This window comes from Crenothrix sp. (assembly GCF_043729335.1).
Lineage (GTDB): Bacteria > Pseudomonadota > Gammaproteobacteria > Methylococcales > Methylomonadaceae > Crenothrix.
In genome coordinates, this window is record NZ_JAYTLQ010000053.1 from 1 (window position 1) to 23,331 (window position 23,331).

Genomic DNA, 23,331 nt, shown 5'->3' on the forward strand with positions numbered 1-23,331 from the left:
AGCGCAACTCTTCAAATGAAGACAAATACCAGTAACTTATACCGTAGTTTCCGAGCGTGGTTGACATGCCATAATATAGGTTTTTTACTGTATCGCCCAGGTCAAACGTCAGGGTGTCAATTCCCGCGCCGCCATCCACCACAGCACCGCCTAATCCGACATCAATGCTGTCGTTCCCGGAGCCTGCGGTCACGGTGTCATAGCCATCCCCAGTTTTTATGTTGTCGTTGCCGTCACCAGCCAGCACTTCGTCGCTGCCTGCGCCTAGGTCAACCGTGTCGTTGCCCGCCCCTGTCTCGACGTGGTGAGAAAGCCCGCCGTTAAACGCTTTGATGATATCGTTCCTGAACCCGTGGCCAGCAGGAGGCGCTCAACGTTAGTAACGGCCATACCGTTGACTGTGCTAAACGTATTAGTGTCTACGTTCCAGTTAACTACCTGCGTGGTGCCTGAGAAGTCGGCATAGAACGTGTCGTTGCCCGTGCCGCCGTCGTAATGGCTGCCGCCCTGGTAGATGAGCAAATCGTTCCCTAACCCTGCGGTCCAGTTAACCGCCTCGACGTTGTGGTACTGTACATTAAAATAACCGTAAACCCCGAAAGCTGTCGCCCCAACAAGTGCCTGATGCAATTGTTCGTATGAGTCACCCGCCGCATACCCATTACCACCGATGGTATAAAACAGCGAGTGTGGTGCATCTGCATTGCTCAGGTCAAACGTCAGGGTGTCAACGCCCGCACCACCGTCCACATTCGCCCAGCCTCGCCCGACATCAATGCTGTCGTTGCCGGAACCTGAATTAACAATGTCATAGCCATCACCTGCAACAATAACATCGTTGCCATAACCCGTGTTTATTGTATTGTTACTCTCTCCTCCATCTACATTGTCGTCACCATCACCACTATAAACGGAATCGTTACCATCACCGGCCATAATGGTGTCGTTGCCAGCACCACCCGAAATAAAATCATCACCCGCAAAACCTTTGATGGTATTGTCCTGGCCATTGCCAAACAGGAGATCTGCCTCTGGAGTCCCCAAAATAGTTGTATTTGTAGTGATTAAATTTTTATCAGATGTTAAATAGCCGCCAGTTGCCGCAGTTTCCGAATACGCCACGGTATAGCTTGCTGTTTGGCTACCAAAATTGTCCCAATTGAACGAATGGTCATAAATACAAAGGCGAACCAAGCAATAGACCACCGTTGGGTAACGAACCTTGTATCAAAGGGCCACCAAAAGGTGACCAATCTAACCCGTAACCTGCTAAATTAGCCTTAATGCCCAAGTCTAAAGCTTTAATATCCAACGATGCACTCAACACCAATCCAGTTTGGTTTCTTAACACGCCATCAATGGTATAGGTGGCGTTGATCGTGACATTACCATTACCCGTTTCAGGGGTTGAAAACAAAAACTGTTCACCCAATTGACCCGAAAGGTGATCCCCAGTGCTGGAGGTAAGATCAACGGTTATGTCCGTCGGGGTAAAGGTAAATTGTTGCGCGACAGAGGCATTGATATTGGCATCTATATCAATCACCGTTAAATCAACATTGGCTTCTATACCATACTGTGTTAAATCTGTTTTAATGTAATCTTGAAGGTTGTATTTATATTCCATTGGCGGATAAGTAAAAACCGTTTGTGCTATAGCGTCCAAATCCAGGTTAAGATTACCTAATGGGGTGGATGAGGTTCCAAAAGAACTCAAAGATGCCAGCGATTGATAACCTGTTTGTAACCCGCTATTGGTTGAAACTGCACTAGGAATAGAAAAACTAATGCCACCATACGTTCCAGACAGATTAAAAGAAGCATTACCAGCACCAATGGAAAATAGATTTTGATCCAAATTTACGGATACAACGTTTATGTCGTCAAATTGAATGGGCGCGAATAGGGGGGGGATCATATTGCAGGTTATTCAACCCCGCATTGACGTTGAACAAAAAGTCTAAGTTAAATGCAACATCGGGGCCCAATGATTTTAATAGACCGTTCGTCAAACTCCAGGAAGAGGTATCAACAATAAAATAGTCACCCGATTTAACGATATCAGGTGTGAGGACATTGACAGATACGCCATAATTCAAATCTATATCACCTGCTGAACCGGTTAGATGAGCGACCAAGCCAGCGTTAACTGCCAAGTCTGCCGTCCCAGAAAAACCATAACCGGAAAAAGATTGCGAAATGCTGTCTGTATATAAAAGGTCATCCCACGTAACGTCAAGATTTAACGCAGTGCCAGAACCCCACATGTTCCTGTCTATCGCGGAAAAATCCAATGCCGTGCTGGTATAAGCCAAATTGTGCTGATAAGAAATATTTTCGTTTAACGATGAAATTTCGATTGAACCTGTTTGTGCTTCTAATAACCAATCACCGTCGTGGCCAGTCAAATCATCCGAAGCGGCCACATCCGCTCCAGTAAGCTGTGCCAAAGACTGGATAAAATGAGTGCCTGCTTCGCCTTGCGCCACATTGCAGCCATACAGCAACAAATCACCCTGCTCACTTAGCGCACTGCCAATCTGCTTCAAATCATCCGCATAATCAACTAGGTTTTCACCGCTCAGCGTAGACGATCCCAATAACAAACGGCCAGCATCACCATGAGACACAATGTGGATCGCATCCACGTTACTCTGCCCAATCAACGCTTCAGCAATCTGCTTTACCCCATCTCGTGTGGCATCAAGCCAAACAACTCGGGTGCTGGATGGAATCCCCGCCAACAAACTCGAAGCATCCTCCACACCGGCATCAACAAAAATAATTTCATTGCGGAAATCCCCGACATCAGTAATTGGGGCAATAATTTGATCTATAGAAGCGTCTTGACGGATTACGAGGTTGCTGCTCATTAGGTTAATCCCCATCCCTAAAATTTAGGGTTTATGTGAAATACACGGGGTAACCAACTTTAATAACTGCAAAGTCGACAAAACCGCCGGAACGGTTTAAAGCATAGTTCAGAAGCACTTCAATACAAGGGAGTTAAGGCGTTAGTGTAGCAAGAGAAACATGCCGTTTTTTTCAGGGTGAAAGTCCCTGTCAAAAAGACAAAGGGTAATAATGGTTAAATGAATTTAGGTAGTTGTATGCGTTTGGCTCATGCGCTTAATGGGTTTGGTGCATTAAAAAAGGCCTGATGCTTTTGGTATCAGGCCTTTTTTATCTTAAAATTACTTTTTCAAGCAACCCGCTTATTTTGATAACTTGAAAAACACTATCAATTAGCTTTCAATTGACCCAATAATTTTTGGGCTGCACTTTTCTCAGAAAAATCCTGTTCTGATTTTGTAATATTTTCTAATATTTCAATGGCTTTTTGCTTCCCATCATTGGCAACATGAGCCTGTGCCAAATGAAATTGCATATCGTTGTCTTTGGGTGCGGCAACCGTGGCTTTTTCGAGGATGTTTAACGCCTCTTTAGTTTGGCCTTGTTTTAATAAAACATAACCGTAGGTATCGTTGATAGCTGGCGCATCTGGCGCCAAAGCGTAGGCTTTTTTAGCCAACTCCAAAGACTTTGGGTTATTTTGCTGAGAATACAGCCAGGCCAAATTATTTAAAGCGAGGGGATTATCTGCTTGCTGATTCAAGATAGCTTCATAATGTAGCTGCGCTTGACTTAAATTATTTTGCTGTTGATAAAGCGTTGCCAATTTAAAGTGAATCGCCGGATTAGCATTATCTTTTATAGATTCTGCATCCAATAGCGTAATGGCTTCCGGCAGTTTGTTTTGCGATTGCAGAATGTCTGCTATTTTAAATAAGACCTGCGTGTTTGGTTCAATTTTGTACACTTTTTGGTACTGTTCAACGGCTTTATCCCATTGTTTGTCCGACAAAAATACATCGCCTTTAAGTAATTTACCAATGGCTAACTTAGGGAATTTTTTTTCTATATTTTCAGCAACAGCCAATGCTTCTGGATTACGTTTTAACTTAATAAAGTAAGCGGCTTTATAAACATCAGCTTGCGGATTATTAGCATCAATTTTTGATGTCTCCTCAAGAATTTGCAGAACTTCTTTTTCTTTTTCAGGCTTCTCGCTGATTACTTTGATTAATAGCAAACGATGATTAATATCGCTCTTATTTTGCTTGATGATTTGTTTTAGAGTTTGTTCGGCCAGATCAGTCTGGGTATTTACGATTTGAGCGCCTGCAAGTACAGATAGCGCACGCGTATCGCCATTGTGGCGTTTGACCATATCATCAACCAGGACAAGTAATTTTTCGGGTTGCTTTTGCAAAACGTAAAGACGCCCCAGTGTATTAACCAGCTCAATTTCCTGGTCAAGATTGCCCTTAACTTTTTCATGTCCATCTTGAAGAATACGCTCCACCTCAGCGGTATTTTTCTGCTTATAGGCGATATTGGCCAACATAAGATAAACGCTGGCCAGTTTGTTATTTACGGCCAACACTTTGTCGGCATAATCCTTGGCTTTATTTAACTCGCCCGCATCTAAAGCTAGTTTGGCAAGTCCAAGCTGGGCGGCAAGATTGCTTTTATCCAGGTCTACAGCTTTTTGATAACTTTGTTGAGCACCGGCAGGATTCTTTTTAAGCATCTCCAATAAGGCTTGTAAATTATGAAATTGCGATTCGTTAGGTGATTGTTTCAGCAGTGCGTCAATTTTAGTGCTGGCCTCATTGAGTTTGTTTTGCTTAAGCAAATTCAACACAGCAAAATAGCGGTCTTTTTTGCTGTCGACTTCTGATTGTTGCAATGAATTCAAAATCGACGGTTTACCAGCTGCATTTTCGGGCAAGCTTTGTTCCAGGCTATCAAAGCTACTCTGCGATTGTTCAAGTGCATCAAAGTTGGCTGCAAAGCTCAAAGAACTTGAAGAGAGTAAGCCTAGCATTACTAAAGCAAAATTATTGCTTAACTTGTTTTTTTTATTTTTCATCGAGAGTATCCTAATTAAATCATATTACTGGCGTGCAAATAGTGTATTAAGTCTAGTCATCTTTTTGCCCTCTAGCTGATTTAATGCTTTATAAAGTGGCGCATTAAAAATCTACCCCACATCCAATATACTTAAAATGGCTTTACGCAGCTGCTCCTGTTTGACAGGATCATCGATGGGATGCAATTGCTGATCGGTGATGTAAAACATATCTTCTGCCCGACTACCGATAGTGGTAATTTTAGCGCTGTGCAGATTGATGCCTTCTTGTATAAAAGCCTGGCCAATTCTGGACAATAAACCGGCATAGTCTGTGGTAATCAATTCCAGCACGGTATAGCGGTTTAACGGCTCACGGTGAAATAAAATTTGCGTCGGAATCGGGAAGTACTTGGCTTGTCGTGATAAGCGGTGAATATTGGTATGTTGTTTTACTACCTTGTGCAGCAAATTATGACGCAGCGTTGTGCAAATATGCGCTTCTCTAAAAGCTTCATTGAGCGGTTCGCCGGATTGTTCAAGTACTTGAAAACTATTAAGGACATAATTATCCAAGGTGGTAATAATTCTAGCATCTACAATGCTAAGCCCAAGCTGATCCAACGTTGCCGTGCTGATTGAAAATATGCCGCCTTCATCATGGGCGTATACAAACACTTCGGCGCTGCCACGTCGGGTTTGCACGCGTAACAGCACTAAAGGTAGATCCTCTTCCGTAGAGGAAGCGATAGCCATGGTATGCCAGGCGATTTCATCAGCAGAATAGCGTAAAAAATAGTCATCGCTGGTGTGTTGCCAAGCGTTATCAATCACCGGCTCAGAAAGACCCAGCTTAAGCAGCTCCTCTTTGGCTTCTTTTTTATTTTCCAGCAAGCGATCTGCCATAGCGATTGGATTTTGCAAGCCTTTACGCAGTGCTTTGTGGGTTAGCGTATATAACTCTTTGAGCAAAACATCTTTCCATGAATTCCACAGCTCTGGATTAGTGGCGCGAATATCCGCTACCGTAAGCAGGTATAGGTGATTCAAGTATTCAATGCTACCTACTTTTTGCGCGAATTCGTGAATAATATCAGGATCGCCAATGTCTTTGCGTTGTGCGGTGGTAGACATGATCAAGTGGTTCTGCACCAGCCAGGTTATGAGTTTAGTGTCATGCGAAGACAAATCATGTTGTCTGCAAAATTCTTTGGCAATAACTTCACCGAGAGTGGAATGATCGCCATTTTTGCCTTTGGCAATGTCATGAAACAAGGCGGCAAAATACAGGATTTCCGGTTTGGTGGTCAACAGGCAAATATCGTTACAGAATGGCAGTTCATGGCGGTGTTTTTCCAGCGAAAAACGCCGTAAATTACGGATGACAAACAAGGTATGCTCATCAACCGTGTAGATGTGGAACAGATCGTATTGCATACGCGCCACAATATTGGCAAAAGTGGGCAAATAAGCCGCCAACACGCCATAACGGTTCATGCGGCGCAACTGCGTGGTTAACCCGTGGGGCTGACGAAATATCTCCACAAACAAATGGTTGTGCAGTTTGTTTTCACGAAATGGTTGATCAATTAAGTGCAGGTTTTTGCGAATCAAGCGTATGGTTGTCGCCCTAATGCCTTTTAGCGCCGTGTTTTGTTGCAAAGTAAGAAAAACTTCCAGCAACGCCGAGGGGTGGCGTTCGAAAACACGCTCATCTATGGCTTCAAGATAACCATTGACGGTGACAAATTTATCATTGAAAGCTTGAGCCATACGGGCAGTTTCGCCGGTAACAAAGCGCTCGTGAAACAATTGCAAGAGCATTTCATTGAGACGCTCAAGTCCTTGCACCGTTTTAAAGTAAAACTGCATAAACTGTTCGACATCTTGATTATAGTGCTGATTTTCTGCTTTAAAGCCAAATTGTTCAGCCAGGTCGCGCTGATAATCAAAAATAAGCCGGTCTTCGGCACGCTTTGTTAACAGATGCAGTGCATAGCGAATACGCCACAGCACTTCAAGTGCAGCAACCAGTTCGGCGTATTCCGATTCCGGTAAGAAGCCATATTTAATCAATTCCTGAAGTGTTGCCGAATTGTAATGGCGCTTGAATACCCACGCGATAACTTGACGGTCACGCAGGCCTCCTGGGCCTTCTTTTACATTGGGCTCAAGGTTGTAGGCGGTATCATGAAACTTGGCGTAGCGTAAACGCTGCTCTTCCATTTTTGCGGCAAAAAATTGGTCAGAGGGCCAAATTTTGTCGGGGGTAATCTGGGATCGGAATGTTTTATACAGGAGAGTATTGCCAATGATCAATCTGTTTTCCATCAGGCTGGTCATGATGGTTTGGTCGTGCTTTGCTATTTCGATACATTCGGGAATGGTTCGTACGCTGTGGCCTGGTTTTAAGCCGATATCCCACAGAAAAGTAAAGAAACTTGCTAACGCCTCATGAACAGAAATATCATCGGAGGGCAACAATCCAACAATATCTATGTCCGAATAAGGAAATAATTCTCTTCGGCCGTAACCGCCAACGGCGCACAAACACAGTTGTTGCGCGTGTTCGCCGAGGAAATGCTGCCAGCACACACTAAGGATTTTATCGATGAATGCCGTTTTTTCAATCAGTAGTTTTAATACTGACTGATGAGGATCAAATTTTTGCCGCAATTCATCATCTTTGTACTTTATTAGCAGCCGAAATTGCTGAATACTGTTCCTGTCATCAAATAAGGCAGCCGTAATGTGTTCGTTAGCTTTATTCACAGTTCTTCTGGACGCAAAGTTAAAATTTCGTAGCCCGTAGGTGTCACTAAAATAGTGTGCTCCCATTGCGCAGAAAGGCTGTGATCTTTGGTCACTGCCGTCCAGCCATCACCTAAGGTTTTGACATGGCGCTTGCCAAGGTTAAGCATGGGTTCAATAGTGATAATCATGCCAGCTTCCAGCTCTTCGCCTTCGCCGATTTTGCCATAATGCAAAACATGCGGTGGCTCATGAAATTGTTTACCAATGCCGTGGCCGCAAAAATCCCGAACCACCGAATAACGATTAGCTTCGGCATAGTGTTGTATGGCATGGCCAATATCACCTAGTCGCGCACCTGGGCGTACCTGTTGTATGCCCAAAAACATGGATTCGCGCGTTATATTTACCAAGCGCTGGGCATGGGGATTAACATCGCCAACAAAAAACATTTTGCTGGTGTCACCGTGGTAGTCATCTTTGATAACGGTGATATCAATGTTAACAATGTCGCCAGATTTTAGTTTTTTTTCGCTAGGAATACCGTGACAAACCGTATGGTTGACAGAGGTGCAAATGGATTTTGGAAAGCCGTGGTAATTTAGCGGGGCAGGGATAGCCTGTTGCACATCAACAATGAAATCGTGACAGAGTTTATCAAGTTGATTTGTAGTAACGCCCGGCACAACGTAAGGTGCAATCATGTCCAGAACATCCGCTGCCAATTTGCCGGCAACACGCATTTTTTCGATTTCAGTTTCGGTTTTAATAATAATGCTCATAGATGCAATGACAAGTCGTTTCCTTTGAGTTTACCAGCAATTAATTCAGCTAATAGCGCTGTTTGATCATCCGAGTTTAACAGAGATTGGCTTGTTGTAAAAAGCTTATTATGGTATAAAGGCAAGTTGTTTTAACAAAAAATACTCACGCTTATCGTCACGTTTGGTAGGGTGCTAGCCCGTTTTCGGGTTGGTTACTGAACGGGATAAGTGGAGGCTTAACCCTGTCGGGTCAGATCCCGACTTAAAATCTTAGGAGAACACATGTCAGCAGTATCTATGCGTCAAATGCTTGAAGCGGGTGTGCATTTTGGGCACCAAACACGTTACTGGAACCCGAAAATGGAAACCTATTTGTTCGGTTCCCGTAACAAGATCCATATCATCAATTTGGAAAAAACGCTTCCAATGTTTAATGACGCTATGAATTATTTGAGTCAGACGACCGCGAACAAAGGCACTATTTTGTTTGTAGGCACCAAAAAATCGGCACGTAAAACAGTTGCTGAAGAAGCAACGCGTTGCGGTATGCCTTACGTCAACCACCGCTGGTTGGGTGGCATGATGACCAATTTTAAAACCATCAAAAAATCAATTAGCCGCCTTAAAGAATTGGAAGCTATGAAAGCCGATGGTACGCTTTATCAGCGTTTTGGCAAAAAAGAAGCGCTGGGTATGGAGCGCGAAATGGAAAAGCTGGAACGTAGTCTTGGTGGCATTAAGGACATGAGAGGGATTCCGGACGTTATTTTCGTACTTGATGTTGGCTATGAAAAAAATGCGATCAGCGAAGCCAAAAAATTAGGTATTCCTGTCGTGGGGATTGTAGACTCCAATAACTCTCCAGAGCTAATCGATTACGTTATTCCAGGTAACGATGACTCCATACGCGCAGTAAAACTGTATTGCGAAAGCGTATCGGCTGCGGTAATGGAAGCCAAATCATCTGCGTTGGACTTTTCAGCAAAATCCGATGATTTCGTTGAGGAAAGTGCAGCAACTGCTGCTGAGTAACTTGCTGCATCTGTTTCGTAAGTATTAAGTTTTGCGAATTAACAATTATCTAGTGAGCTAAAAAACGCCTCCTCACGGGGGCGTTTTTATAGTAATCAATCTATCTATTGAGGAAAAAAGAATGGGTATTAGTGCCGGCATGGTTAAGGAACTTCGTGAAAGAACGGGTTCTGGCATGATGGAATGTAAGAAAGCTTTAGTTGAAACCGATGGTGACATGGAATTAGCTATTGAAAACATGCGTAAATCGGGTTTGGCTAAAGCAGATAAAAAGTCGGATCGTATTGCTGCAGAAGGCATTGTGGGCGTTAAAGTCAGTGATGACGGAAAATCAGTGGCCATTGTTGATGTAAATTGCGAAACTGATTTCGTGGCTAAATCGCCAGATTTTGTCGATTTTGTTAACAGCTTGTTGCCGGTGTTATTGTCTTCAAATATTGAAACTGATGAGCAACTGTTAGCGGCATCTCTAAATGGGGTGACTGTTGATGAAGTGCGTCGTGGTTTGATCTCTAAACTAGGCGAAAACATTACCATCAGACGTTTTGAAACCTACAAAACCCAAGGCGGTGTTGGTTGTTATTTACATGGCAATACCATTGGCGTTATTGTGGAATTGACGACGGCTGACAGCGAATTAGGCAAAGATATTGCCATGCACATTGCAGCTAGTAAACCTGTTGTCGTTTCTGATGACAAAGTTTCAGCAGATGTCATCGAGAAAGAAAAACAAATATTTATTGCGCAATCTGTCGAAAGCGGTAAGCCTCCGGAAATTATTGAAAAAATGGTAGCCGGGCAAATTAGAAAATTTTTGGCAGAAATTACGTTAGTCGGCCAACCTTATATCAAAGACGACAAAATGACTATCGCTAAGTTGTTGGAATCAAAAGGCAATAGCGTTGTTCGTTTTGCGCGTTTGCAAGTTGGTGAAGGCATTGAAAAGAAAGTGGAAAATTTTGCTGAAGAAGTAATGGCTCAAGTCAGAGGTAGCTAATTCTCCTTTTAAGACAGTGCCTTTATTGCTAACCCACGGAATCCAAAGCTATGACTAAACCAATTTGCCAAAGAATTTTACTTAAGTTGAGTGGTGAAGCGCTCATGAGTCAAGGCGGCAGCAATATTGACGCTGATATTCTTAATCGCTTGGCTGCCGAGATTAAAGCTTTATGTGATATTAATATTCAGGTAGGTTTGGTCATTGGTGGCGGCAATATCCTGCGCGGCTCAGAAAGGGCCGCGCAAGGTATGGACAGAGTATCTAGCGATCACATGGGTATGCTGGCCACTGTTATTAATGCGCTGGCTATGCAAGATGCCTTGGAAAAACACGGCCAACCCGTTAGAGTTATGTCGGCATTAAAAATCAACCAGGTTTGCGAGGATTACATCCAGCGCCGTGCCATTCGTCATTTAGAAAAAGGCCGCGTCGTCATCTTTGCGGCCGGCACCGGCAATCCATTTTTTACCACAGACTCAGCAGCCAGTCTTAGAGCCGTTGAAATCAAAGCCGATCTCATGATTAAAGCCACTAAAGTAAAAGGCGTTTATTCGGCTGATCCTGAAAAAGTAAAAGATGCTGTTTTTTATCCTCAATTAACCTATAACGAGGCATTGGATCAACGTCTTAACGTGATGGATACCACGGCTCTGGTATTGTGCAGGGATAATCACATAGCCATGCGTGTCATGAATATTTTTGAACAAGGCGCGGTAATGCGATTAATGCTCGGTGAAAACATCGGCTCGCTTATTCAATGAGGAACACACAATGATTAATGATATTCATCTCAGTGCGACAACGCGCATGGGCAAAAGCATCGATGCGTTGAAGCATGAGTTTTCAAAAATAAGAACGGGGCGCGCGCATCCGAGTCTTTTAGACCAAATTAATGTATCTTATTACGGTACAGACACAGCAATTTCTCAAGTAGCCAATGTTGCTGTTGAAGATGCACGCACATTGACTATTACGCCATGGGAAAAAAACATGGTGAGCGTTATCGAAAAAGCCATTTTAAAATCAGATTTAGGTTTAAATCCGGCTACTAATGGTATGGTGATTCGTATTCCACTGCCTTCGTTAACAGAAGAACGCCGTCGTAGTCTCGTTAAAGTAGTCAAGCATGAAGCTGAAAATGGTCGTGTCGCCATCAGAAATATTCGTCGCGATGCGAATTCGGAAATAAAAGAAGCTTTAAAGGAAAAAAAGATTTCTGAAGATGACGCACACGCTGGCGAAGAAAAAATTCAAAAATTAACTGATCAATATATAAAAGATGTGGAAAAATTGTTGGACGCAAAAGAGGCCGATTTACTTTCGATTTAGAGAGGAACTAAACAATGTCGGCTGATGATATTGATCCATCAGGGTCGAAAAATGATAATCCACGTCATATCGCCATTATTATGGATGGTAATGGTCGCTGGGCACAAAAGCGTTTTATGCCACGCGCTATTGGCCATCAGGCGGGCGTGAAGGCGGTTAGGAAAATTGTTGAATATTGTGCGACGCACAATATTGAGGTGTTGACGTTATTTGCGTTTAGCAGTGAAAACTGGCGTCGTCCCCAGGATGAAGTGTCACTGCTAATGGATCTGTTTATGGCAACCCTTGGCCGTGAAATCAGTAAGCTTCAACGCAACGATATTCGTTTAAAGTTTATCGGCGACCGATCGTTATTTTCAGAAAGATTACAAGAGAAAATGACCGAAGGAGAAGCGGTAACCAAGGACAATACGGCATTAACCTTAGTGATTGCGGTAAATTATGGTGGACGCTGGGACATGTGCCAAGCTTTTCAGCAAGTCGCCACACAGCTGGCTACTGGCGCTTTAGCGATTGAAGATATTAACCCGCAGCTGGTCAGCCAATATCTCACGACAGCCGATTTGCCAGAGCCCGATTTATTTATCAGAACCGGTGGTGAGCAGCGTATCAGTAATTATTTACTGTGGCAATTAGCCTATACGGAGCTCTATTTTACACCGACCTTATGGCCGGACTTTGATCAACATTCACTGGCAGAAGCGATTAAAAGCTTTAAAATGCGCGAACGACGTTTTGGGCATACCAGTGAACAAGTCCGCAACAAATCAGTTACCCTATAACTTAAATGTGAACTAATAGCATGTTATTACAGCGAATTATAACGGCAGCAATCCTCATTCCATTAATTGTACTGGCCATATTTAAATTGCCAACCGATTATTTTTCATTGATTTTTGCTCTGATAATGCTTTTGGGTGCGTGGGAATGGACTAACCTTATAGAAATAACCAACGTGTTTAAACGGGTATTGTTTCTATTGTTGTTAATTTTACCTATGTTAGTCATACATTTTTGGACACAAATTCTCGAACTCGTGTCCCTAACAGCTGACCTGCCTGCTATCAGGGATTATTCCGGTATCATTGAATGGCTAGTAGTACCGCCGGTATTATTTTGGATACTGACCATGGTTTTAATTAGAAACGCACCTAAAAGCGTGCTTAATCTTCAGTTAAAACCACGCAACAAGGTATTGCTGGGCGCATTTATATTGTTTTCGGCGTGGATGTTTTTGACCCGATTAAGAATACTGAACGCCCCCGAAATGACCTTATATTTCTTTATTCTGATTTGGGGCGCGGATATTTCAGCTTATTTTGTCGGAAAAAAATATGGTACCACCAAGTTATCACCAGAAATTAGCCCCGGTAAAACCATTGCCGGTATGTATGGGGCATTAGCTGCGGCTGCAATGTGTGCGGTAGTATTCGGCCTGATTTTCCAGTTTAATATCGTTTTCATTATGGACTTTGTGTTGCTGTCAGTCGTTACTGTACTGATTTCAATCTACGGGGATTTATTTTTCAGTGTGGTTAAGCGTCAACGTGGCGTAAAAGATACCGGTGCTATTTTGCCAGGTCATGGTGGAATTTTAGACCGGCTTGATAGTTTAATCGCAGCCGTGCCTTTCTTTTATGCGGGAATTTATCTCATCTATAGGGCAATGCCATGAAGGGTATCTGCATCCTGGGTGCAACCGGATCAATTGGTGTTAGCACCTTAGATGTCATTGCCCGGCATCAAGACCTGTATAAAGTGATTGCATTAACGGCCAATAACAATATCGACACTTTGTTTGATCAATGTTTGCAACATCGGCCCGAATATGCGGTTGTGGTTAATGAAAGCAAAGCCGCGCTTTTTAAAAGTAAACTTAAAAGCACCGCTATTGCTGACATTAAAGTCTTATCGGGCGCGCATGCGCTGGAGCAAGTGGCTACACTTGAGAATGTCGATTCAGTGATGGCCGCCATTGTCGGAGCGGCAGGTTTGCTGCCCAGCTTAGCGGCCGCAAAAGCCGGCAAAACGGTATTGCTGGCTAATAAAGAAGCTCTGGTCATGTCCGGTGATATTTTTATGCAGGCGGTGAGCGAATCAGGCGCACAGTTACTGCCTATAGATAGCGAACATAATGCTATCTTTCAATGTATGCCTGCCCATTATAAAACGGGCGCATCCGAAAAACAGGTTAGACGCATTTTGTTAACCGCCTCTGGTGGCCCTTTTAGGCAAATGCCTATTGAGCAAATGGCGCAGGTTACCCCTGAGCAAGCTGTAGCGCATCCTAACTGGGCCATGGGCAAGAAGATTTCTGTAGATTCCGCCACCATGATGAACAAAGGCCTAGAAATGATTGAAGCCTGTTTGCTGTTTGCAATGGAACCCGAGCAAATTCAAGTAGTCATACACCCGCAAAGTGTTATTCATTCAATGGTGGATTATGTTGACGGCACTGTGTTAGCGCAATTAGGTAATCCGGATATGCGCATACCCATTGCCCATGCGTTGGCTTGGCCAGAGCGTTTTGAATCGGGTGCGAAGCCTTTAAATATTTTCGAAATAGGGCGCATGGATTTTGAAGAACCCAATATGGAACGTTTTCCGTGTTTGCGGCTCGCGTATAAAGCCATCGCAGCAGGGGGTATTATGCCAACCGTGTTAAATGCCGCTAACGAAATAGCGGTAGAGTCTTTTCTAGACGCCCAGATTCGTTTTACCGACATTCCTATTGTTATTGAAACTTGTATGAATAAGTTTGACGCAACCTGTGCCGATACGCTGGATGTTATTCTGGCTGTCGACCAGCAGGCCAGGGTGGCATCCCAAAAAATCATTGCTGAGCTACGTTAATGGATTTATTGCATACTGTTTTCTATTTCATTGTTGCCATTGGCATATTGGTTTCCTTTCACGAATTTGGCCATTTTTGGGTCGCGCGTAAATGCGGTGTTAAAGTCATCCGTTTTTCGGTGGGATTTGGGAAAATATTATGGTCTTACCAAAAAGCACCTGATAGCACAGAATATGTCTTATCGGCTATCCCGTTAGGCGGCTACGTTAAAATGGTTGATGAACGGGAAGGTGAAGTCAAAAAAGAAGACTTACCTTTTGCCTTTAATAGGCAATCTTTGCCCGTAAGAACGGCGATAGTAGCAGCGGGGCCTATGTTTAATTTAGCGCTGGCAGTGGTGTTTTTTTGGAGCGTCCTGGTTATCGGTGAAACCGGTATGAAACCCATTCTAGGTAAGGTTGAGCTGGGAAGTATCGCTGCGCAATCCGGTTTTGTTGAAGGTGAGGAAATCATTGCCATAGGGGATAAAGAAACACCGACATGGTCTGAAGCCATGGGTGTGCTTATTTCCAAGGCATTGGATGGCGATCAGGACATTAGCGTTACCGTAAAAGATGCCAATCAGTTGCAAAGTACCCGAAAAATAACGGTATCAGAGGATGATACCCAAAGCCCGGACTTTTTCTATAAACGCTTAGGGCTTAAGCCGTGGTCGCCAAAACTAAAGCCTATAATAGGCGACGTGCTTCCGGATGGATCAGCGTTTGCAGCCGGTTTACAAAAAAATGACTTAATTATCAGTGCCGATGCCAAACCCATCGAAGAATGGATGCAATGGGTCACCTATGTAAAAGAACATCCCGGTACTGCTATTAATATAGTGATTGAACGCAAGGGCACGCGTGCGGAATTTACGGTTATTCCTAAAAGCATACCTGCCGGTAATAAAACTGAAGGGCAAATTGGGGCAACTGTTTTCGTGCCGGAAGGCCTGCTAAAATCACTGACTGCTGAATACAAGCTTTCGCCCCTCGCAGCCATACCCGCTGCACTGAAAACCACCTATTATTATTCTTTTACCACGCTAAAAATGATGGGAAAAATGCTCATTGGCAAAGCATCCGTGGAAAACTTGAGTGGTCCTATCAGCATTGCTCAGTATGCAGGGCAGTCTGCCAGCATGGGGTTGGTACATTTTATAAAGTTTATGGCTTTGGTCAGCGTCAGCTTGGGTGTATTAAATTTACTACCCATACCTGTTTTGGATGGTGGACATTTGCTGTTTTTTGCAGTTGAAGGTATCAAAGGTCAGCCGGTTTCAGATCGCGTGCAACTTTTCTTTCAACAGATAGGCATGACTTTACTGGTGTCGCTGATGATATTGGCAATGGTGCTGGATGTACAACGATTATTTGATTAACATTAGGCTTGCTTTGTAAAATCACAGAAAAGACATCGTCCCTGTTCTAATCGCACACTTAAATTTAAAACTCACTGAGAAATTCATGAAAAAACTTATTAACCTAGCGGTTTTATCCGTATTAGCACTGGCTCAGCCGATTGCCCATGCTGATGAAGCTGCAATCAGAAAAGCCCTGGCAAGCTCTATGCCGGAAGCAAAAATTGAATCTGTTAAGCCCTCTGAAGTTAAGGGGCTTTACGAAGTCATGGTCGGTGCAAATATATTTTATGTCTCTGACGATGGCAAGTATTTGTTACAAGGTAAATTGATTGATGTTGCTGCACGCAAAGATTTAACCGAAGAAAAATTAAGCGGTAGCCGTTTAAAGGCACTTGATAAAATCGGCAAAGATAATATGATTATTTTTAAGCCTAAAATTGCTAAGTATACGGTATCCATATTTACTGACATTGATTGTGGCTATTGCCGTAAATTGCATTCGGAAATCGATCAATACATGGCTCAAGGCATTACAATTCAGTATTTGCTTTTCCCAAGAGCTGGCAAAGGATCTGATTCTTATAATAAAGCGGTCGCCGTGTGGTGCGCTAAAGATCGCAATGCGGCATTAACAGCCGCTAAAAAAGATCAGAAAATTGACATGAAAACCTGTGATAATCCGATTGACGAGCACATGCAATTGGCTAGCGATTTTGATGCCAAAGGTACGCCCATGATCGTCACCGCAAAAGGCAATATTTTCCCAGGTTATTTACCGGCAAAACAATTGGTCGAAGCGTTAGAAGAAGAGAGCAAAATAAAATAGCTGTTGTTAGGTATCGCTTACGTAAAGACGCAAAACTTTGCGTCTTTACCCATTCCATAAGTGCCTTTTTAGCTTAGCGCTTTAAGCTTGTAAAGCAATTCCAATGCCTGTTTAGGACTTAGTTCGTCCGGTTTGATATCTTCAAGTAAGCTAATAACCGGATGTTCAGAATTCGATAAAAACAAATCCAATTGGTTAAAACCATTTGCAGCACTGTGTTTTTCCAGCGTTACCGTGTCTTCCAAATGCCGTAATTTTGTCTTGGCATTATCAATCACGCAATGCGGTACACCCGCTAACGCGGCTACTTGCAAACCATAACTCTGGCTAGCAGGCCCATCTTTTACCGCATGTAAAAAAATAATCTTGTCACCGTGTTCCATGGCATCCAAATGTACGTTATGGATATTTTTTTGTTCGCTGGCCAAGGTGGTTAACTCAAAATAGTGCGTCGCAAATAAGGTAAAGGCTTTGATTTCTTTAGCGAGATGATCTGCACACGCCCATGCTAACGATAAGCCATCGAAGGTACTGGTACCACGGCCAATTTCGTCCATTAAAACCAGACTTTTTGACGTTGCATTGTGCAAAATATTGGCGGTTTCCGACATTTCCACCATAAAGGTTGAGCGCCCACTGGCCAAATCATCCGACGCGCCAATGCGGGTAAAAATCTTATCGATAGGCCCACAGGTAAAAGATTTGGCTGGCACGTAACAGCCGATGTGTGCCAACAGCACAATAAGCGCAGTTTGACGCATATAAGTTGATTTACCGCCCATATTGGGGCCGGTTACCATCAACATGCGGCGCTGATTGGAAAAACACACATCATTGGCAACAAACGGAACATCCGACACTTGTTCGACGACCAGATGCCGGCCGCGCTCAATTTGTAAGCCTACTTTGTGGGTTAATGTGGGTTGCGACAGATTTAAAGTTTCGGCACGTTCGGCAAAGGTAGCCAATACATCCAGTTCCGCCAAAGCTGCCGCGCAGCGTTGTAGCGCTTCCAACGCATAGGCAAGATGATTGAGCAAAGCTTCGTACAAGGCTTTTTCAAAGCTTAATGATTTATCTTTGGCACTGAGCACTTTATCTTCAAAGTCTTTTAGCTCTTCGGTAATATAACGTTCCGCACCTTTCAATGTTTGTTTGCGCTGATAATGGGCGGGAATCTTTTCGGTATGCAGATGCGAGGCTTCAATGTAGTAGCCGTGTACGCGGTTATAGTTGACTTTTAGTGTCGAAATACCGGTCGCGGCTCTTTCGCGGTTTTCCATATCAATCAGGAACTGATCGGCATTTTGGCTCAGGTTTCTTAAATCATCCAGCTCGGCGTTGTAACCGGGGGCAATTACGCCGCCGTCGCGTATCAATACGGGTGGATTATCGACAATGGCCGTTTGTAACAGCGTTAATATCTTCGGATGCTCACCTATCTGCTCGCTCAGCCACACAAGCTCTGCGTTCTCCGTTGCGGACAGTGTTGTGTTTAAATCCGGCAATGCTGCCAGTGTTTGACGCAACACCCATAAATCACGTGGCCGTGCCGATTTTAAGGCAATACGTGAACTGATGCGTTCAATGTCACCCACTGAGCGCAGCGTGGTTTGTATGTCCCGATAAGCTTTTGATTCGATCAAGCTATCCATGCAGCTATAACGTTTGTTGAGCACATCGTGACTGCGCAGCGGCCTGTTAAGCCAGCGCCGCAAACACCGGCTGCCCATTGCGGTTATTGATTTATCCAACACGCCCAGCACGGTGTATTGCAACTGTCCTGATGGGTGAAAATCCAGCTCCAGATTACGGCGGCTTGCAGCATCCAATAAAATAGTGTCATCACTGCTTTCGGTGCATATCCCCTGAATATGTGGCAGGGCGCTTTGCTGGGTATCTTTTATATAATGCAGCAAAGCACCAGCAGAGGCTATGGCGGCAGGCAGATTGTCACAGCCAAAGCCTTTTAAATCCAGGGTGTTAAACTGTTTTAGCACTTGTTGTCTGGCACTTTCCGGTTCAAAATGCCACGGTGCTCTTCTGCACAATCCGGCGCGACGTTTTAAATCGGCAGGTAATGGCCAGTCTTCACTGAACAATAATTCGGCGGGATTAAGCCGTTCAATCTCGCTGAACAATTGATTATCCGAATAAACTTGTTGCAATACAAAACGACCGCTGGTGACATCCAGATGGGCAATGCCGTATTGAGTGTTATCCAGCACACACACGGCAGCCAGCAAGTTGTCTTTGCGCTCTTCCAGTAAGGCTTCATCGGTTACCGTGCCGGGGGTGACAACACGTACTACCTTGCGTTCCACTGGGCCTTTGGAGCTGGCCGGATCGCCGATTTGTTCGCATATCGCTACCGATTGGCCTTGTCGCAGTAACTTGGCGAGATAGCTTTCGGCGACGTGATAGGGAATTCCGGCCATTGCAATCGGTGCACCTTGGGAGTTGCCGCGACTGGTGAGGGTAATATCCAGCAGTTGTGCAGCCTTTTTGGCATCATCGAAGAACAATTCGTAAAAATCGCCCATACGGTAGAACAGCAGGGTGTCGGGATGGTCGGCCTTGATGCGGAAATATTGCTGCATCATTGGGGTGTGCGGAGTGGCGGATGTGATGTCTTTATTCATGGTACTATTTTATCTGAAGTCTTACGAGTCACCATCATGGATAAAGAATTATTTGTTTTAGCCCAAAGGGTAGGGCAGTTTTTAGTAGCGCAGGGCACGACTATTGCGCTTGCTGAGTCGTGTACGGGTGGGTTGATTGCCGCAACGCTTACCGAGGTAGCGGGAAGTTCGGCGTGGTTTGACCGGGGATTTGTCACTTACAGCAATCAGGCCAAGATTGACCTGTTGGGAGTTAAGCCAGAAACCTTGCAACAATACGGGGCGGTGAGTGCAGAGACTGCCACGCAGATGGTATCCGGCGCATTGGCGCACAGCAATGCCGGTTGTGCGATTGCGGTAACTGGCATTGCAGGGCCGGATGGTGGCACGTTGGAGAAACCGGTGGGCACGGTTTTTATTGCCTGGCAGTGGCGTAATCGGGAGGCGGTTGTTGTACGCAAAAAATTTGATGGGGATCGGCAAGATGTTAGGCGGCAGACTGTGTGGATAGCATTGGAAGGTATGGTTTTATAGCGGAGCATTGAAGAAAGAACTGAGATATGTTTGGCAAGCTGTGCCAGACTTGTGCGTAGTGTGGAGTAACTCGTGGGTGGTTTCACATTAGCAAACCGCCAATCAACGCTCAATGCCAATGTCCAGTAGACGTATTGTGGCGGATTGCTTAGCGGCGAATCCACAATTTTGTTCTGTCGTGGTCTTGTGTACATCCGACAAAACTACATTGACTAAGTACTGGATACCCCGGCACTCCGTTAACCATAGGTTTACTTAACGAATATTTAATGCCATTGTCATTCGCTCTGTCCACAAACCATACATTTTTCGTGAGGGATGAAGACCATCATCGGCAAGCAAGCTGGTGTCCTTTAAGCCCTCCCTTGAAATATCGGTAATATCAATATAATTGATGGCATGCTTCTGGGTAATCACATGATTAATAGCATTGAAGGTATCAATCTCTTTTGAAATGTCTTGTTGCTCGGATTCCCCAAAAGGCGTAAATCCGTAGTCTGGAATCGAAACAACAAAGACGTTTTCTTTTTTGCCTTTGGCCAATTGAATTACCGTTAACAATAAGTCTTCAAATTCTATGGCATAGTCATCTACAGATTTGCCCCGGTATTGATTGTTCACACCAATTAAAAGGGACACCAGATCATATTCATTTTTTAGCGCTTCACTGCTCAGGGCATCTTTTAGATCATCCGTGCGCCATCCAGTCGCTGCAATAATCTTGGGTTTAGCGACTTTTACACCTTTTCGGTTGAGGGCATCCGCTAATTGATTAGGCCAGCGTGCGCCTTCTGCCACACTTTCACCAATCGTATAGGAATCACCCAGCGCAAGAAATAGTCTTTCTGGAGCACTATTTCCTGCAAACACAGATAGCGGGGTTAAAGATAATAAAAAAAAGCAGATGAGTTTCATTATAAAAAGTAATGCTGGCTAAAAACTCAGCCATTGTCTGAGGTTACACGCTAAAGATCAATACGTTTTAAGAGATATTAATCGTTGGTATTTAATATTTATTATAGACTCACAACTGAAAAACCGCCGTCATTGCATTCGCGGATTTTAAGGCATTTTCAAATATTTTATCGCGGTTGCGGTGGGCAAGCTGCGCCGAAACCAATGTGGCGCGATCTGGAACGTGTGCCGCGAATACCTGTGCAGGTACAGTAGACAGTGCTTCTACAATACTAATCCGCTCATTATCCAGACGCTCAAAACACAACCTGTTTTCTTGTTTGGGCAGACTCCAGTCTAACAATAATTTATATATTAAAGGTTCGCCTTTGGGTAAGCGTTTCGCGGTAATCTTAATTTCATGATGCTGATTGTGAAACTTCCACACCAGTTCTGAGTTAGACAGCTGTTTGCCATCCACAGGTAGCCATTTTAGCTGGCTCGCTAGCCAACCGACCAATAACCAGGTCATCGCTAAAGCATGCGGGCCATGATTTATTTCAATAACGCGCAAGCCATCAAGTGCGCCTGGCGCAATTTGCGGATCCAGCATTTGACTTAACAGTTTTCGCCATACGGCAAAGCGTCGCCACGCCAGATTATAAACCACTTGCTCATTTTGCTGTGCAGCCACCCAGCGCGTCATGGCCGATACGCCTTTTATGGGATTGATCCAGCCCATATTGTCGTAAATAATCTGGTCGGCAAGTTCAGCGAGTTGAAAGAAAACATCGCCCACTTCTGGCGGCGGACGTCTAGATACCCACCATAAGGCGGTAGGTAAATCGCCAACGAGTTGTGATCGTGCCACAGATGGCAATCGATCAGCCGAGGCGGACGACGCAATCACATCAATACGTTCAGCACAGACTTGCCAATCTTCATCCAAAGCGGTGTAGTAGATGGTAATCAGGGCTTCCATTGTGCCTTCAGTTGGTTGTCCGTCGCCTACCAGCAAAAGCACTCTAGCCGGATGTACATCAACAATGGCGGTGATTTCCTGGCTTACCACCAACGCTTCTTCAGCGGTGTCGCAATAGATAATGAGGTTAGACATGCAGGCACGCATGACCGTATGGCCACCGCTATCGCGATTAAACTGAGCCCACAAGATGCCCAGTTCAGCTTCAATACTACTGATGCGTACCCGTTTTAACGGCTGATTAATAATGGTAGACGCAGTAATGGCGGGAATCATAATAGCCGCCATTGACGGTTGTCCGCTTCAATAAGCCGGTCCGCTTCCAATGGCCCCCAGGTACCTGCGCTGTATTCGGGTATCCAGCGCGTGCGGCTGCTGGCCCAAATATTAAGAATATTATCCACCCAAGCCCAGGAAGATTCCACTGCATCGCGGCGCATAAACAGCGTGGCATCACCGGCCATGACATCCAGCAATAAACGTTCATAGGCTTCAGGTGATTGCTCGCCAAACGTGGAACCATAACGAAAATCCATCTTCACTGGAAAAATGCGTAATTTAGTGCCGGGCAGTTTGGTGGCAATACGCAACGATAAGCCTTCATTGGGCTGAATACTGAGCGCCAGAACATTGGGTTCTAAGGGATGATCGTGATTGGCATTAAACAAAATAGGCGGTACGCTTTTAAATTGAATAGCAATTTCGCTGGCACGTTTAGGCATGCGTTTGCCGGTACGAATATAAAACGGCACACCCGCCCAGCGCCAGTTTGCAATCTCGCAGCGCAGGGCGACGAAAGTTTCGGTCTGGCTATCGGGGTTGACGCCGGTTTCTTGCCGGTAGCCTGGCACCGATTGCCCCGCAATCGTGCCCGCGCTGTATTGCCCGCGAATCACATGCTGACGCAAAGTTTCAGGCGTCCAGGGTTTCAGCGAACGCAGCACCTTGAGCTTTTCATCACGAATCGCATCCGCATGCGCGTTGATGGGTGGCTCCATGCCAATCGCACACAGCAGTTGCAGCGCGTGGTTTTGCACCATGTCGCGCAGCGCACCCGTGTTTTCGTAAAACGCACCGCGTGACTCGACGCCCAGGTCTTCCGCAATGTTGATTTGAATGTTGGCGATGTTTTCCCTGCGCCACAACGGTTCAAACAGCGCGTTGCCAAAACGCAGGGCAAACAAGTTTTGCACCGAGGGTTTACCCAAATAATGGTCGATACGGAACACCTGGTTTTCTGTGAGAACTCGGCGCACGGTTTCATTGATGGCGCGGTTCGACGCCAAATCGTGTCCCAGTGGCTTCTCTAATACGACGCGCGTTTTCGGACTATTCAATCCCGCAGCAGCAATCTGCTCACACACGGTGGTGAACAAGCCCGGCGCTGTGGCCACGTACATCACCACCGTGTCGGCATGGCGCGCGTTCAACATTTCAGCCAAGGTGACGTAATACTCGGGCTTGGACACATCCATGCGCAAGTAAAA

At 44.8% G+C, this 23,331-nt stretch carries 21 protein-coding genes; 10 read left to right on the top strand and 11 right to left on the bottom strand.

What is annotated here, in order from left to right:
• The 7 genes from ACHZC4_RS11625 to map all read right to left on the bottom strand — a co-directional run.
• Positions 1-337, bottom strand: a 337-nt coding sequence (locus ACHZC4_RS11625; RefSeq protein WP_394754040.1) for a calcium-binding protein, incomplete at its 3' end; no start/stop codon positions are given.
• Positions 265-1,194, bottom strand: coding sequence for a calcium-binding protein (locus ACHZC4_RS11630; RefSeq protein WP_394754019.1), 930 nt, complete (start codon positions 1,192-1,194; stop codon positions 265-267). The genes ACHZC4_RS11625 and ACHZC4_RS11630, both read right to left, overlap by 73 nt.
• Positions 1,172-1,858 (bottom strand): hypothetical protein, encoded by a 687-nt coding sequence (locus ACHZC4_RS11635; protein ID WP_394754020.1) that lies wholly within the window; start codon positions 1,856-1,858, stop codon positions 1,172-1,174. Before ACHZC4_RS11635 ends, ACHZC4_RS11630 begins: the two co-directional genes overlap by 23 nt.
• 25 nt (positions 1,859-1,883) lie before the next feature.
• On the bottom strand, positions 1,884-2,873 hold the full coding sequence (locus ACHZC4_RS11640) for a DUF4347 domain-containing protein (RefSeq protein WP_394754021.1): 990 nt from the start codon (positions 2,871-2,873) through the stop codon (positions 1,884-1,886).
• A gap of 368 nt (positions 2,874-3,241) precedes the next feature.
• A complete protein-coding gene (locus tag ACHZC4_RS11645; protein WP_394754022.1) occupies positions 3,242-4,936 on the bottom strand; it encodes a tetratricopeptide repeat protein in 1,695 nt (564 codons plus the stop codon).
• 111 nt (positions 4,937-5,047) lie between these two features.
• On the bottom strand, positions 5,048-7,687 hold the full coding sequence (gene glnD / locus ACHZC4_RS11650) for a [protein-PII] uridylyltransferase (RefSeq protein ID WP_394754023.1): 2,640 nt from the start codon (positions 7,685-7,687) through the stop codon (positions 5,048-5,050).
• On the bottom strand, positions 7,684-8,448 hold the full coding sequence (gene map, locus ACHZC4_RS11655; RefSeq protein WP_394754024.1) for a type I methionyl aminopeptidase: 765 nt from the start codon (positions 8,446-8,448) through the stop codon (positions 7,684-7,686). Before map ends, glnD begins: the two co-directional genes overlap by 4 nt.
• 264 nt (positions 8,449-8,712) lie before the next feature.
• On the opposite strand from map, the gene rpsB reads away from it, so the two are divergent.
• The 9 genes from rpsB to ACHZC4_RS11700 all read left to right on the top strand — a co-directional run bounded on the left by rpsB (position 8,713) and on the right by ACHZC4_RS11700 (position 16,813).
• Complete coding sequence (rpsB, locus tag ACHZC4_RS11660; RefSeq protein WP_394754025.1) at positions 8,713-9,462, top strand: 30S ribosomal protein S2; 750 nt, start codon at positions 8,713-8,715, stop codon at positions 9,460-9,462.
• 121 nt (positions 9,463-9,583) lie between these two features.
• Positions 9,584-10,459 carry a translation elongation factor Ts gene (gene tsf, locus ACHZC4_RS11665; protein ID WP_394754026.1) on the top strand — a complete coding sequence of 292 codons (876 nt, stop codon included), beginning with the start codon at positions 9,584-9,586 and terminating at the stop codon, positions 10,457-10,459.
• Positions 10,460-10,509: 50 nt separating this feature from the next.
• A complete protein-coding gene (gene pyrH / locus ACHZC4_RS11670; protein ID WP_394754027.1) occupies positions 10,510-11,223 on the top strand; it encodes a UMP kinase in 714 nt (237 codons plus the stop codon).
• Between the two features lie 10 nt (positions 11,224-11,233).
• Positions 11,234-11,791: a ribosome recycling factor gene (frr, locus tag ACHZC4_RS11675; RefSeq protein ID WP_394754028.1), complete on the top strand. Its 558-nt coding sequence runs from the start codon at positions 11,234-11,236 to the stop codon at positions 11,789-11,791.
• Between the two features lie 14 nt (positions 11,792-11,805).
• Positions 11,806-12,573: an isoprenyl transferase gene (locus ACHZC4_RS11680; RefSeq protein ID WP_394754029.1), complete on the top strand. Its 768-nt coding sequence runs from the start codon at positions 11,806-11,808 to the stop codon at positions 12,571-12,573.
• A 20-nt stretch (positions 12,574-12,593) separates the two neighbouring features.
• A complete protein-coding gene (locus tag ACHZC4_RS11685) occupies positions 12,594-13,466 on the top strand; it encodes a phosphatidate cytidylyltransferase (RefSeq protein ID WP_394754031.1) in 873 nt (290 codons plus the stop codon).
• Positions 13,463-14,644: a 1-deoxy-D-xylulose-5-phosphate reductoisomerase gene (gene ispC / locus ACHZC4_RS11690; protein ID WP_394754032.1), complete on the top strand. Its 1,182-nt coding sequence runs from the start codon at positions 13,463-13,465 to the stop codon at positions 14,642-14,644. Before ACHZC4_RS11685 ends, ispC begins: the two co-directional genes overlap by 4 nt.
• Entirely contained in the window at positions 14,644-16,005 is a 1,362-nt protein-coding gene (gene rseP / locus ACHZC4_RS11695) for an RIP metalloprotease RseP (RefSeq protein ID WP_394754033.1), read from the top strand. The genes ispC and rseP overlap by 1 nt, the downstream gene beginning before the upstream one ends.
• Before the next feature lie 85 nt (positions 16,006-16,090).
• The gene (locus ACHZC4_RS11700) at positions 16,091-16,813 is read left to right on the top strand and encodes a DsbC family protein (protein ID WP_394754034.1); all 723 of its coding nucleotides are present in this window, start codon (positions 16,091-16,093) and stop codon (positions 16,811-16,813) included.
• Positions 16,814-16,881: 68 nt separating this feature from the next.
• Here ACHZC4_RS11700 and mutS read toward each other — a convergent pair whose 3' ends face one another.
• Positions 16,882-19,455, bottom strand: coding sequence for a DNA mismatch repair protein MutS (mutS, locus tag ACHZC4_RS11705; protein ID WP_394754035.1), 2,574 nt, complete (start codon positions 19,453-19,455; stop codon positions 16,882-16,884).
• 36 nt (positions 19,456-19,491) lie between these two features.
• Here mutS and ACHZC4_RS11710 point away from each other — a divergent pair, with 36 nt between their 5' ends.
• Positions 19,492-19,968 carry a CinA family protein gene (locus ACHZC4_RS11710; RefSeq protein WP_394754036.1) on the top strand — a complete coding sequence of 159 codons (477 nt, stop codon included), beginning with the start codon at positions 19,492-19,494 and terminating at the stop codon, positions 19,966-19,968.
• Positions 19,969-20,223: 255 nt separating this feature from the next.
• On the opposite strand, the gene ACHZC4_RS11715 is transcribed toward ACHZC4_RS11710, so the two are convergent.
• From ACHZC4_RS11715 to zwf, 3 genes are all read right to left on the bottom strand, one after another.
• The gene (locus ACHZC4_RS11715; protein ID WP_394754037.1) at positions 20,224-20,883 is read right to left on the bottom strand and encodes an SGNH/GDSL hydrolase family protein; all 660 of its coding nucleotides are present in this window, start codon (positions 20,881-20,883) and stop codon (positions 20,224-20,226) included.
• Between the two features lie 109 nt (positions 20,884-20,992).
• The gene (locus ACHZC4_RS11720; RefSeq protein WP_394754038.1) at positions 20,993-22,132 is read right to left on the bottom strand and encodes a glucose-6-phosphate dehydrogenase assembly protein OpcA; all 1,140 of its coding nucleotides are present in this window, start codon (positions 22,130-22,132) and stop codon (positions 20,993-20,995) included.
• The coding region (gene zwf / locus ACHZC4_RS11725; protein ID WP_394754039.1) for a glucose-6-phosphate dehydrogenase at positions 22,117-23,331 on the bottom strand (1,215 nt) is incomplete at its 5' end. The genes zwf and ACHZC4_RS11720, both read right to left, overlap by 16 nt.

What these genes read in the sequence shown, in the direction of transcription:
- rpsB (WP_394754025.1), top strand. Translation starts at nt 8,713, where the DNA reads ATGTCAGCAGTATCTATGCGTCAAATGCTTGAAGCGGGTGTGCATTTT.
- ACHZC4_RS11715 (WP_394754037.1), bottom strand. Translation starts at nt 20,883, where the DNA reads ATGAAACTCATCTGCTTTTTTTTATTATCTTTAACCCCGCTATCTGTG.
- ACHZC4_RS11680 (WP_394754029.1), top strand. Translation starts at nt 11,806, where the DNA reads ATGTCGGCTGATGATATTGATCCATCAGGGTCGAAAAATGATAATCCA.
- mutS (WP_394754035.1), bottom strand. Translation starts at nt 19,455, where the DNA reads ATGAATAAAGACATCACATCCGCCACTCCGCACACCCCAATGATGCAG.
- ACHZC4_RS11700 (WP_394754034.1), top strand. Translation starts at nt 16,091, where the DNA reads ATGAAAAAACTTATTAACCTAGCGGTTTTATCCGTATTAGCACTGGCT.
- ACHZC4_RS11640 (WP_394754021.1), bottom strand. Translation starts at nt 2,873, where the DNA reads ATGAGCAGCAACCTCGTAATCCGTCAAGACGCTTCTATAGATCAAATT.
- ACHZC4_RS11710 (WP_394754036.1), top strand. Translation starts at nt 19,492, where the DNA reads ATGGATAAAGAATTATTTGTTTTAGCCCAAAGGGTAGGGCAGTTTTTA.
- pyrH (WP_394754027.1), top strand. Translation starts at nt 10,510, where the DNA reads ATGACTAAACCAATTTGCCAAAGAATTTTACTTAAGTTGAGTGGTGAA.
- ACHZC4_RS11720 (WP_394754038.1), bottom strand. Translation starts at nt 22,132, where the DNA reads ATGGCGGCTATTATGATTCCCGCCATTACTGCGTCTACCATTATTAAT.
- ACHZC4_RS11645 (WP_394754022.1), bottom strand. Translation starts at nt 4,936, where the DNA reads ATGAAAAATAAAAAAAACAAGTTAAGCAATAATTTTGCTTTAGTAATG.
- ACHZC4_RS11685 (WP_394754031.1), top strand. Translation starts at nt 12,594, where the DNA reads ATGTTATTACAGCGAATTATAACGGCAGCAATCCTCATTCCATTAATT.
- ispC (WP_394754032.1), top strand. Translation starts at nt 13,463, where the DNA reads ATGAAGGGTATCTGCATCCTGGGTGCAACCGGATCAATTGGTGTTAGC.
- map (WP_394754024.1), bottom strand. Translation starts at nt 8,448, where the DNA reads ATGAGCATTATTATTAAAACCGAAACTGAAATCGAAAAAATGCGTGTT.
- frr (WP_394754028.1), top strand. Translation starts at nt 11,234, where the DNA reads ATGATTAATGATATTCATCTCAGTGCGACAACGCGCATGGGCAAAAGC.
- rseP (WP_394754033.1), top strand. Translation starts at nt 14,644, where the DNA reads ATGGATTTATTGCATACTGTTTTCTATTTCATTGTTGCCATTGGCATA.
- tsf (WP_394754026.1), top strand. Translation starts at nt 9,584, where the DNA reads ATGGGTATTAGTGCCGGCATGGTTAAGGAACTTCGTGAAAGAACGGGT.